This is a genomic window from Kribbella sp. CA-247076 (genome assembly GCF_050942445.1).
Taxonomy (GTDB): Bacteria; Actinomycetota; Actinomycetes; order Propionibacteriales; family Kribbellaceae; genus Kribbella.
Window position 1 is genome coordinate 2,474,036 of sequence record NZ_CP192051.1, and the last position, 25,572, is coordinate 2,499,607.

Genomic DNA, 25,572 nt, shown 5'->3' on the forward strand with positions numbered 1-25,572 from the left:
TCGTGGAGAAGGTCGACGGACGGTTGGTGCGGGGTGACCAGACCCGCCGGGCGGTGCTGCGCCGGGCGGTCGACATCGCCTCGGTCGACGGACTGGAAGGGCTGTCGATCGGGCGGCTGGCCACCGAGCTCGGGATCAGCAAGAGCGGGCTGTTCGCGCACTTCGGCTCGAAGGAGGAGCTGCAGCTCGCGACCATCCGCGCCGCCCGACGCATCTACGTCGACGCCGTAGTGGCGCCCGCGCTCGATGTCGCGCCCGGTCTCGAGCGGGTGCGGGCGTTGAGCGAGCGCTGGCTCGAGTACTCACAGCAGCGGGTGTTCCCCGGCGGCTGCTTCTTCTCGAAGGTGTCCTACGAGTACGGCGCTCGCGGCGGTGCGGTCCACGAGGCAATGGCAGCCCTGCACCTGGAGTGGATGGACCTGCTCGAGACGTCCGTGCGAGAAGCCGTCGAGCTGGGCCAACTGGACGCGGATCCCGCCCAGCTCGCGTTCGATCTGAACGCGTACTACGAGTCGGCCAACCTGGCGTCGATCCTGCACGGCCAGGAGTCGGCGTACGTGCACGCGCGTCAGGCCATCCGGACCAGGCTGGAGTCGGCGGGCGCCTGAGTCGGCAGGTCGCGGTGCCGGCGCATAGGTGAACAGAGCAGGATCAGGCCGGCCAGGGGGACGCCCGCTGTGGTGATCCATAAGGCCGTGCCGAGGCCGAGGAGTTCGCCGAGGGTTCCGCCGAGCAGGGCGCCGAGCGGGATCGTCCCGTAGTTCACGAACGAGGCCGTGGCGGTGAGGCGGCCGAGGAGTTCCGGCGGGCAGTAGGACTGCTGGAACGTCGCCTTGACGACGTTCCCGCCGACGACGCCGAGGCTCACGCCGAACGCGCCGACGAGGTAGAACCACGGGCTGACGCCGCTCAGCGGGATGAGCAGGGCGAGCGTTGGCAGGCCGAGTTCGCACAGCAGTAGCGCGCGGGCGCTGCCGAGGCGCGCGGCGAGGCGGCGACCTGCGAACGCGCCGACGATGCCGCCGCTCGTGGCCGCGGCGATCAGGGCGCCGACGGTGCCGGCGGCGAGGCCGGCCTCGCGGACCAGGAAGACCACGACGATCGCCTGGTACCCCATCAGCGCGAGGTTCGAGACCGCGCCGAAGAGCGTCAGCGTGCGCAGCCAGACGTCCTTCGCGACCAGCGCGATGCCTTCGCGGATCGCGCCGGCTCGGCGGACGAGCGTCGTACGGCGTTCGCGGAAGCGGATGGCTCCGAGGCAGGCGAGGGCGACGAGGAAGGTGGTCGCGTCGATGAGCAGGGCGTTGGAGGGGCCGGCGAACTGGACTGCCAAACCGCCGCAGCCCAGGCCGGCGAGCTGCGCGGCCGAGGCGCTGCCGTGGAGCTTGGCGTTGCCCTCGGCGTGATCGGCCGGATCGAGCAGGGTCGGCAGGTAGGCGGTGTAGGCGGTCTGGAAGAGGACGGCCGCGCCGCCTGCAAGAAGGGCTGCGGTCAGCAGGAGGTGGACCGTGAGGATGCCTGCCCAGGCGGCGACCGGGACTGCGGCCGTGAGCAGGAAGGACGCGGCCGAGGTGGCCAGCAGGATCGGCCTGCGGTGGCGGCGGTCGACCCACGCCCCGGCCGGGAGGCCGATCAGCAACCAGGGCGCCCAGGCGGCCGCGGTCAGCAGGCCGACATGGAAGGTGGTTGCCTCGAGCATCGAGATCGCGATCAGCGGCAGGGCCACACTCGCGGTCGCGGTCCCGAACCGGCTGACCGTCTCGCCGACCCAGAGCAGCCGGAAGTCCCGGTGCCGGCGCAGGAGACTCGCCGCGCCCGGCCCCTGGCGCCGCGAGCCCGGAGCGTCCGGGTTCACCGGCCGGGGACCCGGAGCGTCCGGGGTCATGGGCTGGGGACCCGAAGCGACCCGGCTCGTGGGGTGGCGCCCCGGAGCGTCCGGGCTCATGAGGGATCTGGTTCTGGGGTGGGTGTGGATCGTCGGGGGAACGACTGAAGCTGGACGATGATGCGTTCGGCGGCCGGGCCGTCCGGGGTGACCTTCGTGTAGCGGTCGATCACGGTGCCGAGCTCTTCGTTGAGCGCGGTCAACTGTGCGGGGGTGAGGTGGAGGTCGCGCCAGTCGGAGAGGGAGGCGGCCTGTTGCCACTCGCCGGGCCAGTTCTCGTCGACGTACGTACGGACGCGGTCGAAGTACCGCTCGACCAGGTGCCGGAGGTAGACGTCGAGGGCGCCACTGGTGTCGGGGTCGTCGCGGAACTCGGACGGGTCGAGCACCGTCCGGCCCGGGATCCGCCACCAGCGCTCCCGCTTGGTGCCGCGCTCGACGTCCTCCTCGATGTAGCCGTGGTCGGCGAGCAGCCGCAGGTGCCAGCTGATCGTGCCGGTGCTCTCGCCCAGCCTGGCCGAGAGCGTGGTCGAGGTGGCCGGGCCGTCCAGCTCGATCGCTTCCAGGATGTCCATCCGGAGCGGGTGGGCCAGTCCGCGGAGACTGCGGGCGTCGATCCGTCGCATGGTTGCAGAGTAGTCTTTGCAGAGAACTCTCTGCAAGTGTGCGAGCTTGTCGGTGGCGTCGCCTAGCGTCATCGGCATGCGACCTCATGTGGTGGCCCAGTTGGCGGTGTCGCTCGACGGCAGGACGTCGGGATTCGACGCCGACCAGGCGCGGTTCTACGCGCTGGCGACCCTGTGGCAGGAGGACGTGACGCTGGTCGGCGCCGACACGATCCTGGTGCAGGAGCCCGCCGTACGGTCGGCGCCGCACCCGGGACCGCGGGCGGACGGCCCGTTGCTCGCCGTCGTGGACAGCCGGGCGCGCGTCCGTGAGTGGGAAGGGCTGCGCCAGCTCGGTTACTGGTCCGACGTGCTCGCCCTGTACGCCGACCAGACGCCGGCCCGGTCGCCGGACAGCACGATCCGTGAGCTCGTCACCGGCTACGACCGGGTGGACCTGGCCGAGATCCTGGACGTCCTCGGCGAGCGTGGTTCCCGGGTCGTCCGCGTCGACTCGGGCGGCGCGTTGGTCGGCGCCATGCTCGACCTGGGGCTGGTCGACGAGTTGGCACTCCTCGTCCATCCGGTCGTCGTCGGCTCCGGCCGGCCGTGGTCCGAGGGTCGTGAGCTGACCCTCGAACCAGCCGGCACGGAGGTATTCGAAGGCGGCCTCGTCTGGCTGCGGTACTGCGTGGGTCCGCCCTGATCAGTGATCGGCGAAGAGGTCGTCGTTGCGGCCGGCCTCGAGCCGGGACCACTGCGACGTCGGCCGGCCGTCGGTCGTCAGGCCACCGGGCTCCCACTCCTGCGGCCAGCCCTCGGGCGAGTCCTCGTGCGTCTCCCGGCGCCCGTACACGGTGAGGTCCATCAACGAGTAGCTGTTGTCCATCACCTCGACGCCGCGAACGGTCGTCCACCAGGTCTCGAAGACCCGGTCGCCGTCACGGACGTACGCCACCAGGTGCATGCTGTTCTTGACTCGGCCGACGAGGAGGGTGTCGAGCGAGTCGGCAGCCGAGTACCACGGCATCGTCCAGCCCATGAAGTCGCGGTAGCGGCGGCCCTCGTCGTACGGACCCTGGGCGAAGACGGCGTACGTGATGTCGCGGGAGTGCAGGTAGGACAGCTCCGAGACGTGGGTGTTGCACCAAGTGCAGCCCTGGCACTGTTCGGCGGCCGGGTGGCCCGGATACCACATGAAGTAGTAGGCGAGGAGCTGTCGGCGGCCCTCGAAGGCGTCGAGCAGGGTGACCGGTCCGTCGGGGCCGATCAATGGCGTGCTCGCGTCCACTTCGACCATCGGCAGCCGGCGCCGGGCCGCGGCGATCGCGTCGCCTTCGCGGGTGTGGGCCTTCTCCCGGACCCGCAGTTGCTCGATCTGTGCCTCGAAGGTCTCCCGGTCGACCACCTGGGGCAGGCTTGTCGTCTTCATGACTGGTTCCTGTCGGTTCTTCTTCTCGGTCATGATCGGGACGTCGGAGCCGGATCCGCGGTCTCGACCCTCTTCCCGGTTTCCTCTTGTGGTGTTCACGAAACTGTCCGTGGTGACGGCTACTGTGTGCGGTGATGAGGAAGCAGCATGAGTGGTACGACGAGCACGACGCCGAGCGATGGGTGGCCGAGCCGGTCAAGCGGCCCGGTCGGACCGCCTTCGCCCGCGACCGTGCGCGCGTGCTGCACAGCGCCGCCCTCCGCCGGCTGGCGGCCAAGACGCAGGTGGTCACCGCGGGGAGTGACGACTTCGTCCGCAACCGGCTGACGCACAGTCTCGAGGTCGCCCAGATCGGCCGGGAGCTGGCCTCGACGCTCGGTTGTGATCCCGACATCGTCGACGCGGCCTGTCTGTCGCACGACCTCGGTCATCCGCCGTTCGGGCACAACGGCGAGCGCGCCCTCGACCAGGTCGCCGCGGACATCGGCGGTTTCGAGGGGAACGCGCAGACGTTGCGCCTGCTCACCCGGCTGGAGTCGAAGACGTTCGACCCGGCCGGCCGCAGCGTCGGCCTGAACCTCAGCCGCGCGACCCTGGACGCCGCCACGAAGTATCCCTGGCCCCGGCGGCCCGGCGAGCGGAAGTTCGGGGTGTACGACGACGATCTCGCCGTCTTCGAGTGGTTGCGTCCGGGTGTCGGCGACCGTCGCTGCCTGGAGGCGCAGGTGATGGACTTCGCCGACGACGTCGCGTACTCGGTGCACGACGTCGAGGACGGGATCGTTGCCCAGCACATCGACCTGGCCGCGATCGGGGCCGACCGGACGCCGTACTGGGAGACCGTCCGGCGGATGTACTTGCCGGAGGCAACCGATGCCGAGCTGGACGAGTGCTGGCGGCGGCTGACGACCCTGCCGTACTGGCCGTCCGCGCCGTTCGACGACAGCCGCCGGGCGCTCGGCGGGCTGAAGGACCTGACCAGCCAGCTGATCGGCCGGTTCTGCACCGCCGCCGAGCAGGCGACGCACGCGGTCTTCGGCCGCTCCCGCCTGATCCGCTATGAGGCCGACCTGGTCGTCCCGGACGGGATCCGGGTCGAGATCGGGCTGCTCAAGGGCGTCGGCATGTTCCACGTGCTCAACTCGCCCGAGCGCCAGGCCCGGCGAGCGTCCCAACGAGAGCTCCTCACCGAGCTCGTCGAAGCCCTGTGGAAGACGGCGCCGCAGCACCTCGACACCGCCTTCGCCGCGGACTTCGCCGAGGCCGCCGACGACAGCGCCCGCCTGCGGGTGATCGTCGACCAGGTCGCCTCGCTCACCGACCCGTCGGCCCAGGCCTGGCACACCCACCTGGTGAAGTGACTACAGTCGTTCCTATGACTGACGCAGAGCGGATTGTCATCGTCGGCGCGAGCCTCGCGGGTGCGACCGCGGCGGAGGAGCTCCGGAACGACGGCTGGACCGGCGGCATCGTCCTGATCGGCAGCGAGACCAGACTGCCGTACGAGCGACCCCCGCTGTCCAAAGGCGTCCTGCTCGGCAAGGACCAGCCCGACGTCGCCCAACTGCACGACCAGCAGTGGTACGACGACAACTCGATCGACCTGCGCCTCGGCACGACCGTCACCGCGCTCGACCCCGCGGCGCACACGGTCACGCTCGACGACGGCTCGCAGGTCGCGTACGGCAAGCTGCTCATCGCGACCGGGAGCCGCGTCCGGCGTCTCGACGTACCAGGGGCGGACCTGCCGGGCATCCACTACCTGCGGACGGCCGAGGAGTCCCAGGCGCTGACCGACGCGTACGCCGCCAAGCCGCGGGTCGTCGTGGTCGGCGCCGGGTGGATCGGCCTCGAGGCCGCGTCGGCGGCTCGCGAACGCGGGTGCGAGGTCACCGTGGTCGAGCCGCAGTCCACCGCGCTGGCCGGCGTGCTCGGGGAGCAGGTGGGTGAGCTGTTCGCCGAGCTTCACCGGCAGCACGGCGTCACGCTGAAGTTCGGCACTGGCGTGGAGGCGTTCGAGGGCTCCGACACGGTGACCGGAGTGCGGACGTCAGCCGGCGAGGTGATCCCGGCCGAGCTGGTGATCGTCGGCGTCGGCGTACAGCCGAACGTCGAGCTCGCCGCGGAGGCCGGGATCGAGGTCGCCACCGCGGACAACGGCTCCGGGATCGTGACCGGTCCGGACCTGCAGACCTCGGCAGCGGACGTCTACGCGGCTGGAGACGTCGTGCGCTGGGACCACCCGCTGTACGGGCGGCCGGTCCGGGTCGAGCACTGGCAGAACGCGAAGGACACCGGGAAGTCGGCGGCGAAGGCGATCGTCGGGCAGGAGGTTACGCACGACGCGCTCCCGTTCTTCTTCACCGACCAGTACGACCTCGGCATGGAGTACGCCGGTGACGTCCCACCCGGCACGTCGTACCAGGTGGTCCTGCGCGGCGACCCGGCCTCGGGGGCGTACCTGGCCTTCTGGCTCGACGACGATCGGAGGCTGCTGGCCGGCATGCACGTGAACACGTGGGGCGCGATCGACGCCGTCCAGGACCTGATCCGCTCCCGCAAACAGCTCGACCCCGAGCGGCTCGCCGACCCGTCGATCGACCTCGCCGACGTCTAGAGCGGGTACGCGACGAACGCGAAGGAGGTGCTGTCCGGCGACCAGCTCGGGACGTTCATCGTGCCTTGGCCGCCGAACAGCGTGGCGATCTCGCGGATCTCGCCGTCCGCGGTCAGCAGGCGCACGCGGACGTCCTCGACGTCGGCCGGGTGCCCTTCGGTGCCGGGCGGGAAGCTGACGTAGGCGATCGCGGAGCCGTCGGGCGCCGGATGCGGGAACCAGTTGACCCGCTCGTCGACGGTCAGTTGCTCGACCTCGCCGGTACTCACCGCGATCCGGAACAGCTGCGCGTGCCCGGCCCGCTCGGAGTTGAAGTAGATCCACTTCCCGTCCGGGCCGTACTCCGACCCGTCGTCCGCATGCTCGTCGTCGGTGAGCTGTACGTCGGTCCCGCCGGCGGACGGGATCGTCCACACGTTCGTGATCCGGCGGCCGTCGACGTACTCGAGACCGATGTACGCGAGCGTCCGGCCGTCCGGCGAGACTCCGTGCAGGTAGTGGTGGAAGCCGGGGCCGCGGTCGTTGCTCACCCGGCGCGGGGATCCACCTTCGAGTGGTACGGCGTACAGGTGGCCGTCGTCCGCCGACACGTAGACCGTCGTCCCGTCCGGGCTCAGGACGTGGTCGTTGTTGATCGGCGGCACCCCGCCGAGATCGATCTCGTGCAGCTCGGCGTCCTGCAGTCGCCACAGCCGGCCGTCGCCGTTGACGACGAGGTCTCCGGTCGGCGACCAGTTCGGCGCCTCGAAGAGCAGAGTGGTCGAGCTGTGGACGAGTCGCCGGTCGCCGGTCGCGACGTCGACGACGTACAGCTCGGACCGCTGGCCTGGGCGGAGGGTTCGTGGCATGCCCGCCAACCTACGTGATCGGCCCGGCTAGACTCGCGGCGTGGCAGGCCGGATCAAGGACGAGGACATCGCGCTGGTGCGCGAGCGGGCCCGGATCGACGACATCGTCGGTTCGTACGTGACCTTGAAGAACGCCGGCGGCGGGAACCTGAAGGGCCTGTGCCCGTTCCACGACGAGAAGTCGCCGTCGTTCAACGTCACGCCGTCGCGCGGGTTCTTCTACTGCTTCGGCTGCCAAGAGGGCGGCGACGTCATCGACTTCATCCAGAAGATCGACCAGATCACCTTCCACGAGGCGGTCGAGACGCTGGCCGCGAAGGTCGGCATCCAGCTCCGGTACGACGAGTCCGGCGCGCCGCTGCAACGCGGTCCGTCGAACCAGCGGCCCCGGCTGGTCGAGGCCCACCGGGTCGCCGCCGAGTTCTACGTGGAGCAGTTGTTCGGTGCGGCCGACGCGACGCTCGGGCGGCAGTTCCTGGACAAGCGCGGCTTCGACAAGGACGCCGCGGTGCACTTCGGCGTCGGGTTCTCGCCGCGCGGCGGGGAGGCGCTGATCGGCCACCTGCGCGGCCGCGGCTTCACCAACGCCGAGCTGGTCGCGTCCGGGCTGGCCGCGGAGGGGCAGCGCGGGCTGTACGACCGGTTCCGCGGCCGGCTGATGTGGCCGATCCGGGACGCGTCGTCGGAGGTGATCGGATTCGGGGCCCGGCGCCTGTTCGACGACGACCGGATCGAAGCGAAGTACCTGAACACCCCCGAGACCCCGATCTACAAGAAGTCCAAGGTGCTGTACGGCGTCGACCTCGCCCGCCGCGAGATCGCGAAGGGCCGCCAGGCCGTCGTGGTCGAGGGGTATACCGACGTGATGGCCTGTCACCTGGCCGGTGTGCAGACCGCGGTCGCGACCTGCGGTACGTCGTTCGGCGACGACCACGCGCGGGTGCTGCGACAGTTGCTGCTCGATCACGACCAGTTCCGTGGTGAGGTGATCTTCACCTTCGACGGTGACGAGGCCGGTCAGCGGGCCGCGCTCAAGGCGTTCGCCGGCGACCAGGCGTTCGCTTCGCAGACGTACGTCGCGGTGGAGCCGGACGGGCTCGATCCGTGCGACCTGCGGCTGCAGAAGGGTGACGCCGCGGTCCGTGAGCTGATCGGCCGGCGGGTGCCGCTGTACCGGTTCGTGCTGGCCAACGTGCTGTCGAAGTACGACCTCGACCGGGCCGACACCCGGATCGACGCGCTCCGGGACGCGGCCCGGCTGGTGATCAGCATCCGCGACCGGTCGAAGGTGGACGCGTTCACCCGCGAGCTCGCCGGCCATCTGGGGATGGAGGTCGACCAGGTGCGCACGGAGGTGTACCGGGCGGCGTCGCGACCGGCCCCCGGTCCCGCGTCGAACGAGCGGTCGCAGCCGGTCGTCGTACAGGGTGAGGCGCCGCCGCCCCCGCCGCGCGTGGACGTGCCGTCGCCGCGGGACCAGCGGTTCGTGATCGAGTGGGACGTGCTCAAGGTCGCGATGCAGCACCCGGCTCTGGTCGGGGTCGCGTTCGACGAGCTGGACGACCACGACTTCACCCACCCGTGGCTGGCCGCGATCCGGGCCGCGATGGCGAAGGCGGGCGGCCCGTCGGCGGCGCCTCCCGGTGAGGCCTGGGTGGTCGCCGTACGCGATGCCGTCGGCAACGATCCCGCCGCCGCCGTGGTCGGCGCCCTGGCCGTCGACCCGCTCCGCCTCGGCCGCGAACCCGACGAGGCCTACGCCCTCGCCCTGCTCGCCCGCCTCCAGGAACTCACCTGCGCCCGCCGCATCCAGGACCTCAAGTCCAAACTCCAGCGCACCAACCCGATCGACCGAGCCGACGACTACAACCGCATGTTCGGCGAACTCATAGCCCTCGAAGCCTACCGCTCCGACCTCCGCAAAAAAGCCATCACCGGCGCCCTCTAACCCCCGACCGACTGGTCGAGCCGCTGGGCCGCTGGGGTCAGACGCCCTGGGTGGAGGCGACGTGTTCGCGGCGGTGCTGAACGACCAGGGTGATGCCGAGAGCGGCTCCGCCGAGGGTGATGCCACCGAGCGCGCCGAGGGCGATCGAGGTGGGATGCAGTGCAGTCGCTTGATTGACGGTCTCGACGGCCGGCGGTTTCGCGTCGGCCGACCCCGGGTAGCCCGAGCCTTCGTCCGGCCAATCGACCGGCTGGTGCATGGGTCGTTGTTGCCACTCAGCTGCCATCGCCGGCCCGGCCGTTGCGACGCCGAGAGCGAAGGGAATGACAGCGATCGCGGTGATGCGGTGGTTCATGATGTCTCCTTGTACGGGCGTCCGGCGGGTCCGCTCGGCTGCGGTCCAGGTACGCCGTTCGCCCGGTTGCTCCTGTTGTCGCAGTAGGCGGTATCGCGGCGCCTGATCGCGGTATCACGGCGGTAACGGAGGCGTTGACGGCGTGCGGGCCGCAGGTCGAGAGTCGAAGGGTGGGCATCGACGTACTTGGCCCGCTCACGATCGAGGGGGATCAGAAGGCTCTCGGGCGACGTGACCGGGTCGTGGTCGCTGCGCTGGCGGTGCATCCAGGGGAGGTCGTCAGCGCGGAGCAGCTTGCTGACGCCCTGTGGGGCGACCGGCTACCGCCGTCCTGGCAAAAGGTCGTCCAAGGGTGTGTCGTCCGGCTTCGCAAGGTCCTCGGCACGCCTGCGATCGAGACGCTGCCACTCGGGTATCGGCTCGTCGTACCGCTTGACGAGATCGATGCCCAACGGTTCGATCGCGCGGTGGCACGGGCTCGCGAGTTGCTCGGGAACGGTGAGCCTGAGCGGGCGGCTGTCGTCCTCGGAGATGCGCTGACGTTGTGGCGTGGCCGGCCGCTGACCGAGCTGGACGGCTGGGACGCGGCCCGGATCGAAGCCTCGCGACTGATCGAGCTGCGGCACACCGCCGACGAACTGTACGTCGAGGCGGCGCTGCGGTCAGGCCGGCACGACCAGGTGCTGGCGAAGGCGCAGGCGCTCGTCACGGAGGCCCCACTGCGCGAACGGCGTTGGGTCCTCCTCGCGACCGCGCAGTACCAGAGCGGACGCCAGGGTGAAGCATTGTCGACAATCCGACGCCTGCGGACCGTGCTCGACCGTGAACTCGGCCTCGTCCCCAGTGCCGACGTCGTGACCCTGGAGCAGGCGATCCTTCGCCAGGATCCATCCCTCGTGGCAGAGAGTGTGCTCCCCGAGCCGAGCCCGATCTGCCCGTATCCAGGCCTCAAGCCGTACGACGTAGACGACGCCGACACGTACTTCGGGCGCGACTCCGACATCACCGCCTGTCTGCGGAAGCTGACGGACACCTCGGTACTGGCGGTGGCCGGGCCCTCCGGGTGCGGCAAGTCCTCTCTGGTTCGGGCCGGAGTGGCCGCCGCACTGCGCCGTGATGGTAAGCAGGTCGTGGTGATGACACCGGGAGCGCACCCCGTCGCAGCCCTGGCGGCAGCAGCGCCCGATACGGCGGCGCTGGTCGTGGACCAGTTCGAGGAGGTGTTCTCGCTGTGCCAGGACGGTCGAGAGCGGGAGCGCTTCCTCACTGCCCTGAGCGGGCACGAGGCACCACTGATCATGTCGATCCGCGCAGATCGGCTCGGCGACGTCTCGGCTCATCCGGCTTTCGCGCGGGTTGTGGAGCGGGGTCTCTTCCTCCTGTCGGGGATGACGCAGGAGAACCTGCGAACCGCCATCGAGGAGCCGGCACGACAGTCTTCGCTGGTGGTCGAGCCCGGGCTCGTGGACCTGCTAGTCAACGAGGTGGCCGATCGACCCGGCGCGCTGCCGTTGATGTCGCACGCGCTGCGTGAGACCTGGCAACGTCGTGAGGGTCGAACCCTCACGGTCGCCGGCTACGGCGCTTCCGGCGGCATCCGCAGCGCCGTCGCCCACTCGGCGGAAGCGGTCCACGAGCGGATCTCGCCGCAGCAGCGAGTTGTCCTGCGCGACTTGTTGTTGCGGCTCGTCGTTCCAAGCCAGGACGGTGAGCCGATCCGCAGCCGACTACCGCGCCGTCTCGTGGTGACTCGGGCGGAAGACGACACGATGATCGATCTGCTCGTTGCGGCTCGGCTGGTCACGAGCGACGCCGGTGTGGTCGAGATCGCGCATGAGTCGCTCGTCCGTGCCTGGCCAAGGCTTCGCGGCTGGCTCGAGGACGACCTCGAGGGGCAGCGCATCCTGCACCACCTCGCCGTTGCGGCCGACTCCTGGCACAACCTCGGACGCCCCGACAGCGAGCTCTACCGCGGTGTCCGCCTCGCCAAGGCTCTGGAGTGGCGCGACCGGACGGATCCGACGCTCACTCCGACCGAGACCGACTTCCTTGCTGCAAGCAAACGTCTGTCCGAGGCCGAGCTGCGCGCCGCCGAGGGCCGGATTCGTCTCCAGCAACGAGTCAACCGCCGCCTGCGGGCAGCCCTCGCCACCGCGGCAGTCCTCCTCGTCGGTGCCCTGATCGCCGGCGTGGTCGCCGTACGTCAGGCCGACAAGGCCGAGCTGGCCGCCAACCGGGAACTCGCCCGGCAGGTCGGTGCCCGCGCGCTGGTGACCGACGACATCAGTCAGTCTCTTCTTCTCGCCGCCCAAGGCGTCCGCCTGGACGACGCTCGAGAGACTCGAGCCAACCTGGTAGCCGCCATCAACAAGAACCCACTCCTGCTCCGCTCGTTCCCCGCACCCCTGGGCCGTACCGAGAACCTCGACCTCTCACCCGACGGCACCCGCATCGTCTCCGGTGACAACAAAGCGACCTTCCACCTGTACGACGCCCAGTCGGGAAAGGTCCTCAACTCCTACACCTTCGCCCCAGTCACCGACGACGCGGAGGTTCTGACCCGACCACGCTTCAGCCCGGACGGTCGCCTCGTCGCCGCAGTCGCCGGTAAGCACGACGGCGCCGCGATAGATTCCGCGTGGCCGGTCAGGGTGCTGAATGCCGACACTCTCGAACCAATCGAGCCACAGCCGCACTTTCCGAAGGTCGATCTGCCGCGGGTGAAGAACCTTGCTTTCAGCGCAGACGGCCGTCATCTGGTCATCGGTCTGCAGGAGGCCACCGGCAGTTGGGGCGACGCCCCGGCATTCGCCCTGGTTTGGAACGTCGACGCGCTCGACCGGCCACCTCGAACAGTACCCTTGGGCATCGGTCCGCAGCGCGCGGTGATCAGTCCTGATGGCCGGACCGTCTACAAACCCTGGCACCTGACGGCTTTCGACGTGGCCACCGGTCAACAGAAATGGCAGCGATCAGATCTGCTTGGCGGACCGGTCGTCGACTCGACCATCGGCCTCCCAATCATCGAAGTCTCGAAACACGGCGACCTGCTCGCTTATCTACACCCGGGACCGATCCGAAACGACCGAACCACGACGACAGTCGTCAATGCTCGCACCGGGAAGACTGTTCGGGTGCTGCGCAGCACTGCGGATCCGCCACGTGACGCTGCCTTCTCGAATGACGGCAAGCTGCTGGCAACGGCCCACTTCGGCGGCGAGGTCATCGTCTGGGATCTGGCCACGGGGAAAGCCGTTCAACGCCTCCACACCGCCGAAGTCTCGTGGGCGGTCGCTTTCAGTTCGGATCAGCAGACGCTGTACACGGCCGGCGATGAGGGCGTGCTGCGTGCATATGACCTCGGAGGGCGGCAGCAGTACCTCTCCCGCACACAAACTGCCCCGCTACGTCCGTACCTCCATGTTCTGGCGTCGGATCGCGGGGAGACAATCGCGTACCTGTGGAACGAGGCAGGGACCTCGTGGGTGAGCTTCGCAGACGTGAGAAGCGGACGGATGACCGCGCCGACGAGCCTTGACCTCGAGCTGCAGGGCGAGGCGCAAGCGCCCGCCTCGTGGCATCCCAACGGTGATCGCCTCGTGATCCACGGGATCGATCTCGTCGCCGTTCTGGATGGCAGGACCGGAACGGTTCTCCAACGGGATGTCCGACGAGCAACATCAGTCGCCTACGTCAACGATGGCGAACGCATAGTCGCGGGAACAATCGAAAGCACAACCGTCTTCGACGGCCGCATGGTGCCCAAGCGAGTGAATCACGGCTGGATCGCAGACTGCTGCACGGCGGCATCCCCGGACGGTGAGCTCGCTGTGCTCTTCCAGGAGGAGCGGGGAGGCGCGACGATGTCTTGGCGGATCGTCCGGGCATCTACAGGCGAGGTCGTCAAGCAGGGTGGGCTGTCGACGTGGATCAACGCAACGGCGTTTTCGCCTGACAGCCGCCTGATTGCAGGTATCGGTACGGACGGTGTCTTCACGATGGATGTCCGGTCCGGCGCAATCAAGTTTGCTCCTCCGACCGGCCACCGAGCCCACGGTGTCAGCATCCGGTTCTCTCCCGACGGCACTCGCCTTGTCTCTGGCGCCGACGACGGCACCGCCACAGTCTGGGACGCCGCAACCTTGGAGAACCTCTTCACCATTTCGACGGCCACTGATGCCAACCTGGTGCCTGTTGCCCCCACCTTCACACGGGACGGTGACGCCATCAGCATCCCGTCGTACGACGGCAAGACCTACCGGTGGAATGTCAGCACTGCTCACATCCTCGCTCAGGCCTGCGCCATGGCCGGGCGCAATCTGACGGCTGATGAATGGCGGCAGGCATTCCCGGATCGCCCGTATCAGAAGACTTGTTCTTGAGGTCAGGTGTCGACCTTGAAGGGGTCGTGTTCGGTGAGGAGTTTGTCGAGGCGGGCCTGGTCGACCCGGGTGGTGACTTCGGCGAGTTCCTGGCGGTCGCGGATGACCTTGGAGAGCGTGATGGTCGAGGTGACGACGTACAAGAGGCCGATGGCGAGGAAGGCTCGGATCCAGCCGGACGCTGGAAGGTAGATCAGAGCGAGGCTCATCGCCGTGAGCGCGATCGCGAACGAGATGATCGCCTGGACATAGTAGGCGGCAGTGGTGGACGGCTGGATCGGTTTCCTCATGCGTCGATGGTGGATCCCCGGCCAGGTGCCGAGCATCCGCCGAACTACTCATTCAGTCGGGCGACTGCACGACCCGTGGACATGGTTGCTGCTGTTTCGGTGGCTAGTTGGATGGCTCGGTGGGTTAGGGGGGAGTGGGTTCGGTTGGCTTGCCAGATGAGGTAGATCTCGCGGCGGGGTGGGGACGGGTGAAGGTCGTGGATGGTGAGGGCCGGGTCGTCGGCGACGCTGTCGAGGACCAGGCGGGGGAGTACGGCGGAGCCGAGGCCGGAGCGGACCATCGCCAGCACGGCTTCGTTGCCGGCGGCACGGAAGACGATCCGCGGTACGACGTCCTGGGAGGCGAACAACTGCTCGACCCGCGGCTGGTCGCAGGTCGGCGGCCACGCCACCATCGGCGCGCGGTGCAGGTCGGCCACCTCGACCGGGCCGTCCGGGAAGGCGCCGCGTGGGGCGACCAGCAGGTACGGGTCGTCGAGCAGCTTGAGGTGTTCGAAGTCGCCGCGGACGCGGGCGTCGAAGAACATCAGGTCCACCTTGTCGACCGGCGGTGGATCGGACTCGTCCTCGATCAGCCGGATGTCGCAGCCCGGGTGCTCCTCGCGCAGACGGCGTACGACCTGCGGCAGCAGCACGTTCGAGATGCTCTGGAACGTGCCGATGTCGATCCGCCCCTCGCCGGCCTTGAACCGGTCGACGGCATCGGTCATCGCCTGAGTGCGATCCAGCAGGTCGCGGCCGTGGGAGAGCACGACCGCACCGAGCGGCGTGATCCGCACCGGCTTCGGACCTCCGGGCCGGTCGAACACCGAGCCGCCGACCGCCTTCTCCAACGCGGCGATGTGCTGGCTCACGGTCGATTGCGTGTACCCGAGCCGCACGGCCGCCCGGCCGAAGGTTCCCTCGTCCGCGACCGCGGCCATCGTCGCGACGTGCCGCAACTCCACCTCGGACATGGACCTAACGATAAGCGCTCGCGATGAACACCATCGAGATCTATCGCTTTCCGGTATACGCGAAACCGGCCTACCGTCTGAGTCATGTTCGACTACGACGCTGAGCTCCGCCGCTACCACGAGCGGCTGCTGACCGCGATGGACGTCCGGCCCGACGACCACGTGCTCGACATCGGCTGCGGGACCGGCCTCACCACCCGCGAGGCGGCCAAGACCGCGACGGCCGGGAGCGCGCTCGGTGTCGACGTCTCCGCCGAGATGCTCGCGATCGCCCGACAGCTCAGTGCGGGACTGCCCAACGTCCGCTTCGAGCAGGCCGACGCCCAGCTCCACCCGTTCCAGCCCGAGCACTTCTCGCTCGCGATCAGCCGCTTCGGCACGATGTTCTTCGCCGACCCGGTCGCCGCCTTCGCCAACGTCGCGCGCGCCCTGCGCCCGGGCGCGCGGCTGGTCCAACTCGTGTGGCAGGACGCGCGGCAGCAGGAGTGGTACGGCGAAATCCGAGGTACGCACGCCACCGCCGGCGAGGCAGCGTTCTCCCTGGCGGACCCGGCGACGACCGAGCGCATCCTGGCCGACGCCGGCTTCACCGACGTACAGCTCGAAGACGTCCGCGAACCCGTGTACTACGGCGCCGACGTCGAGACCGCCCTCGACGCGATCCGCACACTGCAGATGGGCTCCGACAGCGACGCCGACCGGCTGCGCCCAATGCTCGAGAAGCACGTGTCCGCGGACGGCGTCTGGTTCGACTCCCGCGCCTGGATCGTCACGGCCCAACGCCGGTAATCACCCGGACGGGGGGAGGCGGGCGGGCTGAGCCGGCGGGAGGCTGGCGGGGATCAGACGCAAGCCGAGGAGGCGCAGGATGGCGACACTGACGGTCTGGAAGTTCGAGAACTGGGACGGAGCAAATCAGGCGATCGGCACCTTGGAGTCGCTGGCCAAACAGGGGCTGATCAAGGTGCACGACGCCGCGGCGGTGTCGTGGCAGCCGGAGGCCAAACGGCCCAAGACCCGGCAGTTGCGGAACCTCGCCGGCGCCGGGGCGGTCGGCGGGATGTTCTGGGGGATGCTGTTCGGCCTGATCTTCCTGATGCCGCTGGCCGGTGCCGCGATCGGGGCCGCGTCGGGCGCGCTCGCGGGGTCGCTGACCGACGTCGGGATCGATGACGGCTTCATCAAGTCCATGCGCGACCAGCTCAAGCCGGGGACGTCGGCGCTGTTCCTGATGTCGAGTGACGCCGTACCCGACAAGGTCAAGGAGACCTTCGACGCGACCGGTCTCAAGCCCGAGCTCATCCAGTCGAACCTGTCCAACGAGCAGGAGGCGGCCCTCCGCGAGATGTTCGCCGACTAGGGCGCGAGTTGGCGGCGGGAGGTGATGCCGAGTTTGGTGAAGACCTTTCGCAGGTGCCACTCGACGGTGTGCTGGCTGAGGAACATCTGCGCGCCGATCTCCGCGTTGGTCAGCCCGGCGCCGGCGAGCTCGGCGATGTGCGCCTCCTGCGCGGTCAACGTGTCGCGCGCGCGGCCGGCTCGCTCACCGACCACCTCGCCGGTCGCCCGGAGCTCGTGCGCCGCCCGGTCGGCGAACACGTCGGCGCCTGAGGTCGCGAACAGCTTGTACGCCGTCCGCAGCTGACCGCGGGCGTCCTGGCGCCGACCCTCGCGGCGGAGCCACTCGCCGTACACCAGATGCGCCCGAGCCAGATCCATCCGCATCCGCGTCCGCCCGAGTCGCTCGATGGCTTCCTCGTACGCCGCCTCGGCCGCGGACGGATCGGCCGCGAGCAGAGCCGTCGACCGGGCGAGCAGACCCAGACCCCAGTCAGAACCGCACGCTCGAGCCATCATCCGCAGTCGATCGAGCGCCGCAGCAGCCAGGTCGTGCCGGCCGCTGCGCGCCGCGGACTCGATCAGCTCGGGAAGCGCCCAGTTCGCCCCGCAGAGCTCGACCGGGTACGCGGCCGCGTCCTGGGCCGACGTCAGCGCCTCGTCGTACCGCGCGAGCGCGTTCATCAGCACGGCATGCGTGAAGCTCGCGACGGTCACCCCCGAACCCTCGCCCCGGCTCTCGGCATCGTCGCGGCTGGCGGTGATCAGCTCACTCGCCCCGTCGGGCCCGCGGAGTGCCGCCAGCGCGATCACGCCGTACCCGGTCATGGCGGCGCCGGTCGCATCGTTGATCGTGGTGATCTCGGCGACCACGGACGCGGCCTCGGCGATCTCGCCGGCGAAGAAGTTGCGCATGATCTGGTGGCTGAGTGCGAGCGGGAGCTCGACCAGCTCGCCCCGTTCGCGGGCGATCCGGACGTTGCGTGAGGTGACGATCTCCCAGTTCTCGTCGTCCCAGAGGTCGAGCGCCAGCAGCGCCGCGTGCCCGAGCCACCGTACGTCGTCGGCGTCCGCGGGCCCCGTCTCGCGGGCGAATGCCTCGAGCGCTGCCCGCGCCGGTTCGACTGCTTCCGCGTAGCTGTCGGTGAACAGCGCGGCGGTTCCTTCGAGAATGAGGTCGCGCTTGCGGCTTCCATCGGTCCTGGGCAATGCCCGCGCCGCCTGAGCGACCTCCGCCAGGCCGGTATCACCCGCGAACCGGCCGGCGAACTGACCGGCCGACAGCGCGTCCAGGTACGTGTCGCGGGCCAGGTCGAGGTCGAGTCCTTCGAACCTCCGGGCGGCTTCGAGGAGCAGTGGCGTCGCCGCGTAGCCGCGGCCGGCCATGAACGCGAGCTGGGCCCGCAGTACGTCTGTCTGGGCTTGGCGCAGCTCGTCCGCCGGACCCTCGCTGACGGTGACGAGCATCCGTGACACCGCGGGGAAATCACCTGCCCGGAGGGACGCGCCGGCGGCGGCCAGCGCTCGCGACGCCCGTGTCTCCGGGTCCGGGGTGAGCTCGGTCGACCGCTGCAGGAACGCCGCCGTGGCCGCGTTCCCACCGCGGCGCCGGGCCCGCTCGGCCGATCCGGCGAGTTCGGCGGCGACCGCCTCGTCCGGTCCGCTCGCTCCGAGCGCGCGATGCCAGGCCCGCCGGTCGGGATCCCGCTCGGCATCGATCGCATCGGCCAGGGCCTGATGGGCGCGGCGGCGATCGCCGGGCTTCGCCGCGCGACTGACAGCCGACCGGACCAGCGGATGCCGGAAACGGACGCGCGCACCGAACTCGACCAGGCCGGCCGCCTCGGCCGGTCCGCCCGCACCGACCGGCACGTTCTGGATCGCGAGCGCCCGCAGCAGCAGGGGTACGTCGCCAACCGGTTCGACCGCCGCGGTCAGCAAGCACTGTTGTGTGTCCGACGGAAGCTCCTGCAGCCGACGGGCGAAGCTCTGCTCGAGTTGGCTCGTCAGCGGTCGAGAGTCCAGCCGCTCGAAGCCGCCGGCCAGTTCGCCTGCGGTCAGTCCAGCAGGCAGCTCCAGCAGTGCCAGCGGATTGCCTCTGGTCTCGGAGACGATGCGGTCGCGGACGTGCTCGTCCAGGCGGCCGGGGAACACCGCGTCGAGCAGGGCGCCGGCGTCGTGGTCGGTCAGGCCGCCGACGGTCAGTTCGGGGAAGCCTCGCCAGCTGGGTCCCGTGACCGGCTCGCGGACGGCGAACACGAGCCCGATGCGGTCGGCGAAGAGCCGTCGCGCCACGAAGGTGAGCGTCTGGACCGACTCCTGGTCCAGCCACTGTGCGTCGTCGACGACGCACAGCAGCGGCTTGCTGTCGGAGACCGCGGACAGCAGGCTCAACGTGGCCGCGCCGACGAGGAACCGGTCCGGCGGTCCGCCGAACTCCTGTCCCAGGGCGACCGCGAGCGCCTCGCGTTGCGGAGCCGGTAGGTGATCGGTCATCCGGAGCAGGGGTGCGCACAACTGGTGCAGACCGGCGTACGGGAGCTCCATCTCGAACTCGACGCCGGCCGCCCGCGCGACCCTGCACTCCTCGGCGCGTCCGACGAGTTGGTCGAGCAGGGCGGTCTTGCCGATGCCTGCCTCACCGCGGACGAGCAGGACCTGACCCGCGCCGGAGCGGGTCCCGGCGACCACCTGATCCAGCCGGGCCGACTCCGCCCGCCGCCCCCGGAGCTCGGGCGCCGATTCCCTGGTCGTCATGAGCACCACCCCTCAGCTGAGGCTAGACCCGAAGCGTCATCGGCGACAGCAGCCGTCTCAGCCGGGTGCTCAGCGCAATGAGCTGGGTGCCGTCGGTTCATCGTGAGCCGCGAGGTGGTGAGAATGCCGGTGTGGAGCTGCATCTGCGGTTGGACGAGAAGGGCGGGCTGGCCGCGCAGATCTACACGCAGCTTCAGGAGCGGATCAGCAGCGGCACCTTGCCTGCGGGAACGGTGCTGCCGTCCTCGCGTGAGCTCGCGGCGCGGCTGGCGGTGTCGCGGGCGACAGTGGTCGCGGCGTACGAGCGGCTCGCCGCGCACGGGCTGATCCGCTCGCGCCCCGGCGTCGGCACGGTGGTCACCGAGCTTCGGGGCTCTGCGCTCGGGCGGGCGGTCACCGAGCACCGGGGCTCCGCGATCGGGCGGGCGGTCACCGAGCACTGGGGCTCTGCGCTCGGGCCTGCGGTAGCCGGGCCGCGGGCTACTGCTGCTCAGACGCGTGGCCCTGTGACCGGCACGCCGAGTGGGTCCCCGTTGCGGCCGCGAGCGATTTGGGAGGCCGAGCAGCTCGCCGTACCGGAGCTGGCGGTGCCGGACGTCGAGTTCGACTTCGCGCCCGGCGTGCCGGCGCGGTCGCAGTTTCCGTTCGCCCGCTGGCGAGCGTTGATCAATGATCAGCTGCGGTCCCGCACCGAGGTCAACTACGCCGAGCCGGCGGGCTCGATCCGGTTGCGTACGGCGCTCGCGCACCATCTGACCGTGAGTCGTGGGGTCCGGACGACGCCGGAGCAGTTGGTGATCACGACGGGGGCGCAGCAGGCGTTCGACGTCGCGGCCCGCGTGCTGCTCGAGCCGGGTGACATGGTGGCGATCGAGGATCCTGGTTACCTGCCCGCGTACCGCGGGTTCCTCGCGCACGGTGCTCGCGTCGTCGGCGTGCCGGTGGACGGTGAGGGGTTGATGGTCGACCGGATTCCGTCCGGGACGCGGCTGGTCTACGTGACGCCGTCGCACCAGTTTCCGCTCGGCATGCCGATGTCGGCGGAGCGGCGTACCGCTCTGCTCGCCTGGGCTGCGCGGCACGACGCGGCGATCGTCGAGGACGACTACGACTCGGAGTTCCGGTTCACCGGGCGGCCGCTGACCCCGTTGCAGACAATCGACACCGAGGGTCGGGTGCTCTATGTCGGGTCCTTCTCCAAGACTTTGCTGCCGGCGTTGCGGGTCGGGTTCCTCGGCGTACCGTCGACGCTCGCCGAGGCCGCGCGACGGGCGAAGTTCGTCGCGGACTACGGCACCGGTGGGCACGTGCAGGCCGCGCTCGCGACGTTCATCGAGGATGGCGATCTCGCCCGGTACATCCGGCGGATGCGGCGATCGTACGAACGTCGACACGACCTGCTGATCAGCGCGCTGCGTGCGGACTTCGGTGGCGTGCTCGAGCCGATCGAGTCCAGCGGCGGCACGCACATGGCCGCCCTGCTCGCCCCGGACCAACCTGCGGACACCGTGCTCGCGACCCGAGCGCTCGCCGCGGGCGTCTATGTCGGCACGGTCTCGCGCTGGGGCATCGAGCGCCCCGGGCCGAACGGCTTCGTCTTCGGGTACGGCGCCGTCGCCGCCGAGCGGATCCCGGACGCGCTCGCCGCCCTACGCCGCGTTATCTGATCGAGACTGGACTGGCGCGATAGCGCGCAAATCGGCGCCTCCATCGGACGGGCGGTCTTCCTAGGCTGCCGCGGACATCCCGACTTGGAGGACCGATGAAACCCCTGCGCATCGCCGCGGTCGCCGTCGCCTGTACGGCGGCCGTCGCCGGAACGTCCCTGGCCAACGCCTCACCCCGCTGCAAGACCGTCGACGCGACGATCTACGACAAGGTCGTCGACGTCGGCTGCCCGCCGCCGAACCAGGTCTGCCTGACCGGCACCGTCCGCGGCAAGCACAGCTTCGACGGGAAGACGGTGTTCGTCCTGGGCTCACGCGGCGTCGCGCCGCCGACGGCGCCCACCTACCGCCCGGTCAGCGGGTCGATCACCTACACGTTCAAGGACGGCTCGACGCTGACGGCGCTGGAGACCGCGATCGGCAACGTCGACACCACGACCGGCACCGGCCACGCCGGCGGCACCCAGGAGTTCACCGGCGGCACCGGCCGCTACGAGGGCGCCACCGGCTACACCTACCTCAACCAGCACTGGGAGACCGACCACTTCGTCACCCGCATCCAAGGTGAGGTCTGCCGCCCCGACGACTGAGCCCACCAGGCTCACCGAGGCTTGGTCGCTGCTTCAGGCGTATCGTCGGGGCAGGGGGCCGAGATGACGACTCTGACGGTTGCCGCGGTGCAAGCGGCGTACGTGCTGATGGATCGCGAGGCGACGCTGGCCAAGGTGGAGCAGTTGCTGGCCGATCCCGCCGTACGGGCGGCCGACCTGGTGGTGTTTCCCGAGGTCTTCGTGCCCGGTACGCCGATCTGGATCGACGGACCGCCGATCTGGGACGGTGACGAGCAGTGGTTCGCGATGCTCGCCGACCAGGCTGTCGTCGTACCGAGCGACGTCACCGACCGGCTCGGTGCAGCGGCCCGGCAGGCCGGCGTCTACCTCGTCATCGGCGTCGACGAGCGCGAGGCCACCGGCAGCACGATCTACAACACGCTGTTGTACTTCGATGCCGACGGCAACCTCCTCGGCAAGCACCGCAAGCTGATGCCGACCGGACCGGAACGGACCGTGTGGGGCATGGGCGACGGCTCGATGCTGGAGACGTACCCGACTCCTTTCGGGCGCATCGGCGGCTTGATCTGCTGGGAGAACTACATGCCGCTGGCCCGTTTCTACCTGTACTCGCAGGGCGTCGACATCTGGGTGGCGCCGACGCTGGCGAGAGGTGACGCGTGGATCGCAACCATGCGCCACATCGCCCGGGAGGGGCGCTGCTACGTCATCGGCGCGAACCCGAGCCTGCACGTCGACCAGCTCCCGGCGGACTTCCCCGACCGGGACCGCGTCTGGCGCACCGACCCGGACGACCCGGACTGGATCGAACCCGGCAACACGGTCATCGTCGGACCCAACGGCGAGATCCTCGCCGGCCCCGCCCGCCACGCCGAGACCGTCCTGGTCGCCGAGGCCGACCTCACCAAGGTCCGCTCCGCCCGCCGCATGTTCGACCCCGTAGGCCACTACCACCGCCCCGACCTCTTCCGCCTGGCCGTGGACACCAACCCCCGCCCCGTCATAACCACCCTCCGCAACACCCCTACTCCCGACTGACCATCCGCGCGAGAGCGCCGGTGCGGCTCAGCTGGCCTGTGATAGAGGGCGCCGTACTCAGGTGGGCGGCGTCGAGGTGTCCACCAGGCCGAGCCGGACCGCTTCGGCGGCCGCCTGGACGCGCGAGCGAACGCCGAGCTTCTCGAGGATGTGCGTGACGTGCACGCTGGCAGTCTTGGGGCTCATGTAGAGCACCGCGCCGATCTCTCGATTCGTCCGCCCGGCCGCGACCAGGGCAAGCACCTGACGCTCACGCTCGGTCAGCGGGATGTCTGGGTCTGTGGTCGGCGCAGGCCGCTCGTGGTGCTCTGTCACCGAGTCGTCGAGCTGGATCCGGGCGACCTTTGCCAGGTCTCGAATCTGGCCGAGCAGGGGTGCCGCGCCCAGCCGCTCGGCGATGCGTCGCGCAGCTTCGAGTTCAGCCGTCGCTTGTCCGCGAGCGCCGGTTCGCCCGCGATGAGAAAGCAGCGCCTCTGCCGCACGCACTCGGGCCTGCGCCTCCCAGTACGGCCGGCCGAGTGCCGCCCATTCCTCTGCCGCGGTGAGCCAAGGCCCCGGTTCAGGTGTGCCGCGGATCCGCGATCGTTCACCGTCGACGATCGCAGCCATCGCCGCGGCCTCGATCTCGATCCCGCCCACCGCGCCCCCAAGGAGCTCCACGAGTCGATCGAACCCATCGGGTGACTGCGCAGCGACCGCCGCCTCAAGACCAACACGCAGCAGCTCCCCGGACACCAGTTCATCTTCGGTGCCGTGACTGACTTCGGCGGCATCCAGTGCAAGCGCCAAAGCCTCGTGCGGACGGTGTTGAAGGAGGCGGAGTTGCGCCTCGATCTCAGCGTAGTCGCGCTTCATCATGGGCTGGTCGTCGACCGCGAGCAACTCTTGTCCCCGGAACACCTTCACGGCGGTCCGCAGGTCTCCGCGGCCCATGTGGATCCGCGCGAGCGTCGCGTCCTTGTAGGCCGGTCCTGACGGCGGGCGGCCTCGGTCGTCGCGGCTGAGCGCCTCATCCCATCGACCGGCTACGTACAGCTCGTAGACGGCGTTGGACTCGATAATGCCCTCGCCCCAATGCTCGTTGACCATCAGGCCCCGTAGCTCGGACTGGATGGAGTCCGCCACCGCGACGACCTCGTCGCTGTCGCCGCGCAATCCGTAGATATAGGTCAACGTCATTCCGGCCACCGCCAGGTCCTCAGGTTCGGCGAGGTCTCGAGCGATCTCCATCGCAGCCAGCGTCTCCACGAGCGCCTCGTCGAGCCGGCCACCGCCGGCGGCGACCGCTCCCAGGATCTGTCTGGCCTGTCCGATCGTCCGGGTGTCGTCGGCTCGGCTCGCGTGCTCCAACGCCGCCCGGGCCGCCTCCGCCTGTTCGGACGAGCGGGCATAGAGAGCCAGGATCGTCGCGTGCGCGATGCAGACCCTGCCCAGAGTTCGATGGGCACCGGCCGGCGCCAGACGCCGAGCTCGCTCCAGGTCCGCCATCGCACCGGCGAGGTCGTCAACCAGCGCACGCAGTCTGCCTCGCATCAGCAAGGCTTCCAGCGTGCCGGTCTCGCCGTCGGAATCGGACACGGCTGCCTCGAGCAACGCAACAGCCTCAGCGCGCCGACCGGCGCCACCGAGGAGGGAGGCTGCGCGCTCGGCGAGCACGAGGCGCTCTGGTACGAGGTCGTCGTTCAGGTCGGACGGCTGCCACAGCGACGAGGCGACGCTGTACCAGTGGCCGGCCTCCGCGAACGCGCACTCCTTCTCGGCGGCACGGGCCGCCCTGAGCGCCCAGTCGAAGGTCGCGTCCCGGTCACTCGTACGGCGATACTGCTCCGCGACCTCGGCGAACTCGGCGGCGTCGCCGTTGGCGCCCACGTGATCTGCCAGGTACTTCGCGAGACGCGAATGCAAGCCTCGCCGCTCGGAGGTCAGGAGTTGTTCGTACGCCACCTCGGCGACCACGGGATGGCGCGCAGTACAGCCGATGACCGGGTCGCGAATCACCAAACCCGAGTCGCAGGCCTCTCGTACGGCGTCAGCGGCGCCGCTCACCGCGGCGAGCAGGTCGTCGTCGCCGAGTGCCCGAGCCAGCGTGCCGGTCGCAGCGACGACCGTCCGGGCCGCCGGCGAGAGCGCTTGCAATCGTGCGAGCAGGACCTCGCGCAGCGAAGCCGGTACGGTCAGGTCGCCGCGGATCAGCTCGGCGTTCAGGTAGGGGTTGCCTGCGCTGCGCTGGTAGATGGCGTCGATCGCCTCCGCCGTACATCCAGGGTGGAGAGCGCTCAACTGCTCCGACGTCTCCCGAACTGTCAGGCGGCGCAGTGGTATGTCGATCACGTCCGGGCAGCGAAGCAGTTCGGCCAGCCAGTTCAGGCGATCGGGATGCGTGGCCTCCTCCCGCCAGGTCACGAGCACGAGCAATCGTCGCTCGGGCAGGTTGCGGGTCAGATGGGCAAGGAAGTCCAACGTGGACCAGTCCGCCCAGTGAACGTCCTCGACCAGCAGAACGGTGCCTACCCCTTCCTCGCTGTCGAGCGCGTCCGCGATCGCTTGCATGGACCATGCTCGTGCCGCCGCGGCCGACGGAAACGCGCGGGCCGCCGTGGATCGGTTCAGTGCAGCCGTCACCGTGGCGTCGAGGCCGCCGTACGCGGTCGCACCGGACATCGGCGCGCAGGCTCCGCGCAGGATCCGCACACCGCTACCGGACCGCTCATCGAGGATCGACCGGACGAGCACCGTCTTACCGATACCCGCCTCGCCCCGCACCACCGCGGCACCTGAACGCTCCGGCACACCCGCGATCAGCTCTCGCAGTACCGCAGATTCCACCGCGCGTCCGACCACCAAGCCGGCCATACCCCATCATGCGCCCACAACCGCCTGAT

At 69.7% G+C, this 25,572-nt stretch carries 20 protein-coding genes; 11 read left to right on the forward strand and 9 right to left on the reverse strand.

Going from position 1 to position 25,572, the window contains the following annotated elements; genetic code table 11:
* Positions 1-2 precede the first annotated feature (2 nt).
* Entirely contained in the window at positions 3-608 is a 606-nt protein-coding gene (locus tag ACQPYZ_RS11940) for a TetR/AcrR family transcriptional regulator (protein WP_433167544.1), read from the forward strand.
* Here the strand turns inward: ACQPYZ_RS11940 and ACQPYZ_RS11945 are convergent.
* Together ACQPYZ_RS11945 and ACQPYZ_RS11950 are read right to left on the reverse strand one after the other, a co-directional pair.
* The gene (locus ACQPYZ_RS11945; RefSeq protein WP_433167545.1) at positions 569-1,885 is read right to left on the reverse strand and encodes an MFS transporter; all 1,317 of its coding nucleotides are present in this window, start codon (positions 1,883-1,885) and stop codon (positions 569-571) included. The genes ACQPYZ_RS11940 and ACQPYZ_RS11945 overlap by 40 nt on opposite strands.
* A 56-nt stretch (positions 1,886-1,941) precedes the next feature.
* Entirely contained in the window at positions 1,942-2,511 is a 570-nt protein-coding gene (locus tag ACQPYZ_RS11950; RefSeq protein WP_433167546.1) for a helix-turn-helix domain-containing protein, read from the reverse strand.
* A gap of 76 nt (positions 2,512-2,587) precedes the next feature.
* Here ACQPYZ_RS11950 and ACQPYZ_RS11955 point away from each other — a divergent pair, with 76 nt between their 5' ends.
* The gene (locus ACQPYZ_RS11955; protein ID WP_433167547.1) at positions 2,588-3,196 is read left to right on the forward strand and encodes a RibD family protein; all 609 of its coding nucleotides are present in this window, start codon (positions 2,588-2,590) and stop codon (positions 3,194-3,196) included.
* On the opposite strand, the gene ACQPYZ_RS11960 is transcribed toward ACQPYZ_RS11955, so the two are convergent.
* Positions 3,197-3,922 (reverse strand): DUF899 family protein, encoded by a 726-nt coding sequence (locus tag ACQPYZ_RS11960; protein ID WP_433167548.1) that lies wholly within the window; start codon positions 3,920-3,922, stop codon positions 3,197-3,199.
* A gap of 134 nt (positions 3,923-4,056) precedes the next feature.
* On the opposite strand from ACQPYZ_RS11960, the gene ACQPYZ_RS11965 reads away from it, so the two are divergent.
* Together ACQPYZ_RS11965 and ACQPYZ_RS11970 are read left to right on the forward strand one after the other, a co-directional pair.
* Positions 4,057-5,283: a deoxyguanosinetriphosphate triphosphohydrolase gene (locus tag ACQPYZ_RS11965; protein WP_433167550.1), complete on the forward strand. Its 1,227-nt coding sequence runs from the start codon at positions 4,057-4,059 to the stop codon at positions 5,281-5,283.
* Positions 5,284-5,297: 14 nt separating this feature from the next.
* Entirely contained in the window at positions 5,298-6,539 is a 1,242-nt protein-coding gene (locus ACQPYZ_RS11970; protein ID WP_433167551.1) for an NAD(P)/FAD-dependent oxidoreductase, read from the forward strand.
* Here ACQPYZ_RS11970 and ACQPYZ_RS11975 read toward each other — a convergent pair.
* Positions 6,536-7,387, reverse strand: a complete 852-nt coding sequence (locus ACQPYZ_RS11975; RefSeq protein ID WP_433167552.1) for a TolB family protein — start codon at positions 7,385-7,387, stop codon at positions 6,536-6,538. The two genes, ACQPYZ_RS11970 and ACQPYZ_RS11975, sit on opposite strands and share 4 nt — an antisense overlap.
* A 40-nt stretch (positions 7,388-7,427) precedes the next feature.
* Here ACQPYZ_RS11975 and dnaG point away from each other — a divergent pair, with 40 nt between their 5' ends.
* Positions 7,428-9,335: a DNA primase gene (gene dnaG / locus ACQPYZ_RS11980; RefSeq protein ID WP_433167553.1), complete on the forward strand. Its 1,908-nt coding sequence runs from the start codon at positions 7,428-7,430 to the stop codon at positions 9,333-9,335.
* 37 nt (positions 9,336-9,372) lie between these two features.
* On the opposite strand, the gene ACQPYZ_RS11985 is transcribed toward dnaG, so the two are convergent.
* Positions 9,373-9,690, reverse strand: coding sequence for a hypothetical protein (locus tag ACQPYZ_RS11985; protein WP_433167554.1), 318 nt, complete (start codon positions 9,688-9,690; stop codon positions 9,373-9,375).
* Between the two features lie 170 nt (positions 9,691-9,860).
* Here ACQPYZ_RS11985 and ACQPYZ_RS11990 point away from each other — a divergent pair, with 170 nt between their 5' ends.
* The gene (locus ACQPYZ_RS11990) at positions 9,861-14,072 is read left to right on the forward strand and encodes a BTAD domain-containing putative transcriptional regulator (RefSeq protein WP_433167555.1); all 4,212 of its coding nucleotides are present in this window, start codon (positions 9,861-9,863) and stop codon (positions 14,070-14,072) included.
* Positions 14,073-14,074: 2 nt separating this feature from the next.
* On the opposite strand, the gene ACQPYZ_RS11995 is transcribed toward ACQPYZ_RS11990, so the two are convergent.
* Together ACQPYZ_RS11995 and ACQPYZ_RS12000 are read right to left on the reverse strand one after the other, a co-directional pair.
* A complete protein-coding gene (locus ACQPYZ_RS11995; protein WP_433167556.1) occupies positions 14,075-14,362 on the reverse strand; it encodes a YiaA/YiaB family inner membrane protein in 288 nt (95 codons plus the stop codon).
* 44 nt (positions 14,363-14,406) lie between these two features.
* The gene (locus ACQPYZ_RS12000; protein WP_433167557.1) at positions 14,407-15,318 is read right to left on the reverse strand and encodes a LysR family transcriptional regulator; all 912 of its coding nucleotides are present in this window, start codon (positions 15,316-15,318) and stop codon (positions 14,407-14,409) included.
* 84 nt (positions 15,319-15,402) lie between these two features.
* On the opposite strand from ACQPYZ_RS12000, the gene ACQPYZ_RS12005 reads away from it, so the two are divergent.
* The gene (locus tag ACQPYZ_RS12005) at positions 15,403-16,107 is read left to right on the forward strand and encodes a class I SAM-dependent methyltransferase (RefSeq protein ID WP_433167558.1); all 705 of its coding nucleotides are present in this window, start codon (positions 15,403-15,405) and stop codon (positions 16,105-16,107) included.
* Positions 16,108-16,186: 79 nt separating this feature from the next.
* Entirely contained in the window at positions 16,187-16,678 is a 492-nt protein-coding gene (locus ACQPYZ_RS12010) for a DUF1269 domain-containing protein (RefSeq protein WP_433167559.1), read from the forward strand.
* Here the strand turns inward: ACQPYZ_RS12010 and ACQPYZ_RS12015 are convergent.
* Complete coding sequence (locus tag ACQPYZ_RS12015) at positions 16,675-19,413, reverse strand: ATP-binding protein (protein WP_433167560.1); 2,739 nt, start codon at positions 19,411-19,413, stop codon at positions 16,675-16,677. The two genes, ACQPYZ_RS12010 and ACQPYZ_RS12015, sit on opposite strands and share 4 nt — an antisense overlap.
* Before the next feature lie 131 nt (positions 19,414-19,544).
* On the opposite strand from ACQPYZ_RS12015, the gene ACQPYZ_RS12020 reads away from it, so the two are divergent.
* The 3 genes from ACQPYZ_RS12020 (at position 19,545) to ACQPYZ_RS12030 (ending at position 22,690) form a co-directional block, all read left to right on the forward strand.
* Positions 19,545-21,080: a PLP-dependent aminotransferase family protein gene (locus ACQPYZ_RS12020; protein ID WP_433167562.1), complete on the forward strand. Its 1,536-nt coding sequence runs from the start codon at positions 19,545-19,547 to the stop codon at positions 21,078-21,080.
* A gap of 95 nt (positions 21,081-21,175) precedes the next feature.
* Entirely contained in the window at positions 21,176-21,670 is a 495-nt protein-coding gene (locus tag ACQPYZ_RS12025; RefSeq protein WP_433167563.1) for a hypothetical protein, read from the forward strand.
* Between the two features lie 63 nt (positions 21,671-21,733).
* Entirely contained in the window at positions 21,734-22,690 is a 957-nt protein-coding gene (locus tag ACQPYZ_RS12030; protein ID WP_433167564.1) for a carbon-nitrogen hydrolase family protein, read from the forward strand.
* Positions 22,691-22,747: 57 nt separating this feature from the next.
* Here the strand turns inward: ACQPYZ_RS12030 and ACQPYZ_RS12035 are convergent, their stop codons facing one another.
* The gene (locus tag ACQPYZ_RS12035; RefSeq protein WP_433167565.1) at positions 22,748-25,543 is read right to left on the reverse strand and encodes a LuxR C-terminal-related transcriptional regulator; all 2,796 of its coding nucleotides are present in this window, start codon (positions 25,541-25,543) and stop codon (positions 22,748-22,750) included.
* Positions 25,544-25,572: the final 29 nt, after the last annotated feature.